The 2,868-nt window shown below is 64.5% G+C and carries 3 protein-coding genes; 2 read left to right on the top strand and 1 reads right to left on the bottom strand.

Features of this window, described 5'->3' with window-relative positions; genetic code table 11:
* Positions 1–1,434 (bottom strand): caspase family protein (locus ACLP25_RS09595; RefSeq protein ID WP_442468973.1); only part of this gene is annotated, 1,434 nt, incomplete at its 3' end.
* A 168-nt stretch (positions 1,435–1,602) separates the two neighbouring features.
* On the opposite strand from ACLP25_RS09595, the gene ACLP25_RS09590 reads away from it, so the two are divergent.
* Positions 1,603–2,304 carry a hypothetical protein gene (locus ACLP25_RS09590; RefSeq protein WP_442468972.1) on the top strand — a complete coding sequence of 234 codons (702 nt, stop codon included), beginning with the start codon at positions 1,603–1,605 and terminating at the stop codon, positions 2,302–2,304.
* 16 nt (positions 2,305–2,320) lie between these two features.
* On the top strand, positions 2,321–2,868 hold a 548-nt coding region (locus ACLP25_RS09585), incomplete at its 3' end, for a CHASE2 domain-containing protein (RefSeq protein ID WP_442468971.1).

Below are 2,868 nucleotides of genomic sequence, written 5' to 3'. Positions count from 1 at the left end.
TCGCGCGGGTCCTTGTTGACGACCTGGTTCCGGAACACCGGGTGATTGATGCCGGGAATGTTTTGCGTGGCCTCGCCAACGCCCTTCTTGGCCTTCTTTTCGGCGCCGAAAGCGGTGGCGAACTTGGTGGCCATGGCTGTCAGGTCCAGCCCATGATCTGCGCGGCCTGCGTCCTTGAGATTGGTGCCGCCGAACTGCCGGATCAGGAACTGGATGCCCTCGAAGCCGTTGCCGCCATGCGCGAAGCCGGTATGCGTCAGGAAGCCGATCATCGCCTTGTTGATCTGCACGCGCTCGGGAGTTTCCGGGCCGTCGGCGGAAACCGCGCCTTTGGCGCCCTGCGCGGAAATCGTGCCGGGGCCGTTGGAGATGATGAGGCCGAGCAGCACCTGGAACGGGAAGAGCTTCTCCGGCGGCGGCGTCCTGTTCTTCCCGCAGCCGCGCGGCCTCAGCGTCTCCGGACGAAACAGCCTCAGCCGCTGCTTGCCGATCCGCCTTTTCGCGCGCTTGTCGGTCCAGGAGATCGAGCAAGGCGCGGGCGTCGGGGGCGTAGAAGCTGTTGGGATAGCGGTTGAGGAACTCGCGCAACGTCGCCGCCGTCGCGTTCATCCGGATACGCGCCCAGATCGTCTGGTCGGTCTCCGACTGGTTCAGGTAGTATTCCGGCACCATCGAGATCGACAGCTCCGGCGATTGGCGGCCGTCGGTCGCCGCGTAGACGTCGCCGCCTATCCGCCGGAACATGGCGCCGACCTCGAGCCCCGGCTCCTTGATCTCCTTGAGGAACGCCGCGGAAAACGGACTGTTGCGCCCGGTCCCGTCACACGCCACGTCGTCGGCCTGGGTCGCATAGACGATGATCATCCCCTGCGCCTTTTCCGGCGGCGCATAGCCTTGAACTTTCGGCACGTCACGGGTCGAGACGCTGATCGAACGAACAAACTTCTCCGCCAGCGGATTGTCGCGGCACGCGTCGAGAACCATGATCTTGACGCCGCGGGAAAGCTGCATGGCCGACTTGACATCGTCGAGACCCACGAGTTCGTAGCGAAGGCTGACCTCGTCCTGCAGTTCCGCGTCCACCGGCATCACGTAATTCTTGCCCTCGAACTGCATGCCGTGGCCAGCGTAGTAGAAAAGCAGGGCGTCGGCTCCTTTGCCGTCCCGCGCGAATTGCGCCACCACCTGATCCATCTGGCGCTTGTCGACATCGATTTTCAGCGTCACGTCGAACCCGACCGCCTTCAACGCCTCGGCGACGTCCGCGGCGTCGTTCGGCGGATTGGAAAGGGCGGGAGTGTGCTTGTAGGCGCCGTTGCCGATGACGAGCGCAACGCGCTTGTCGGCGTAGCACGGCGCCGCGAGAGCATGGCCAAGCAAAAGACCAGCGACAAACGCTGTTGCGTCTTCATGTGGCGGTCCCCCGGCGGCCACACATGCAATTTGTCGCCGCCGCCGTTAAATGCTAGTCCAAGTCGATATTTCTGTCCAGTTTCATTTCACGGCCGCGCATGCTGTACGAACGCAGCCCCAGCAAGGAGCCCCTGGAATTTCCGCTGAATGAGTCCGCACGATGCGGCGCCTCCCGAAGGGAGTTCCGGCATGAATGTCTGGCTAAGGGCGCAGGTGTTGGCGTTGGCGTGCTTACAGGCGCAGGGCGTGTTTGCTCAGACGCCCGTGGCTATCGTCGAGGAGGTGAAGGGCAAAATTCCCGGCCTCGAGGCGATGGATTACCTACTCCCCGGCCAAACGTTTCATCTTTCGCAGGATTGTTCTGTCGCAATCGGCTACCTGAAGTCTTGCGTGCGCGAAACGATTCGCGGCGGCGAGGTCGAGATTGGGAACGAGCAGAGCACGGTCGAGAAGGGGCTCGTGGAGCGCGGCAGGGTCGAATGCGACGCCCAGGACATGATGGCGACCCCGGGTCAGGCGCTCGACGCAACCGGATACGTCCTTCGCGGCTCTTCAACGGCAAACGCGGAACTGCCCGCGGTGCCCCGGGCGCCGGCGCCGCAGGTCACGCTCTACGGCTCGGCCCCGCTCGTCGAACTCAAAGGCGCGGGGCCCCTGGTCATCGCCAGGATCGACGTCAAGGGCGAGTATCTCAAGTTTGACGTCGACCGGGAGAATCTCATGCGTGGGCGTTTCCTCGATCTGGCGGCGGCCGGCCAGTCCCTCACCCCGGGAGGCGTCTATGCGGCTCGCTGGCAGAAGCGTCTGATCGTGTTCAGGATCGACCCCTCCGCGAAGCCCGGCGCGACCCCGCTCCTCGGCAGACTCCTGCGATTGGGGTTTACGCCCTAGGCGAAGAGGCCGCAGCTTGCCGAGGCCGGGGAGGCGAACTTTCACCGCGGTCGCGCTGGCGTTCATCGCGATCGCGTCCGCCACGCTCGCCGCCCCGCCCGGGTTTTCGTTGCTGCGCGGCTTCTCTCTCGACGCTGCGACAGCCTTGCGCTGGCGAATGTTCGGCGACGCTCACGAAACCGCATCCTCCCCGACGGCGGTGATCGCGCTCGACGAGGAGACCTACCGGACGCCGCCGTTCAAGGGCACGCCGACCATCGCCTGGACAGGCGAAATCGGGCGCGTGCTCGCCGCGGTTCTGAACGGGGGCGCCAAAGTCGTCGGGTTCGACGTGATCTTCCCCACGACGATCGAGGATTCCGACATAACATTCGACAAGGAAACCATCGGCGAGCGGATGCGAGGCTTCGATCGGGATTTCCTGCGCGCGCTGGCTGCGGGCGCCAGCGAAGGCAGGGTCGTCCTCGGCGCGATCCGGACCGGCGATGACGTCATTCTGCCGGCGGCGGGACAGAGAGTGGTTGTCGGTCAGACCCGAAACATCCGGTTCCTGAATGTTTATAC

The organism is Roseiarcus sp. (genome assembly GCF_052145395.1).
Classification (GTDB): domain Bacteria; phylum Pseudomonadota; class Alphaproteobacteria; order Rhizobiales; family Beijerinckiaceae; genus Roseiarcus.
This window is presented reverse-complemented; position numbering and strand designations above follow the sequence as displayed.

Bases quoted from the DNA above. Each gene is read 5' to 3' on its own strand.
- ACLP25_RS09590 (WP_442468972.1), top strand. From the start codon at position 1,603: ATGAATGTCTGGCTAAGGGCGCAGGTGTTGGCGTTGGCGTGCTTACAG.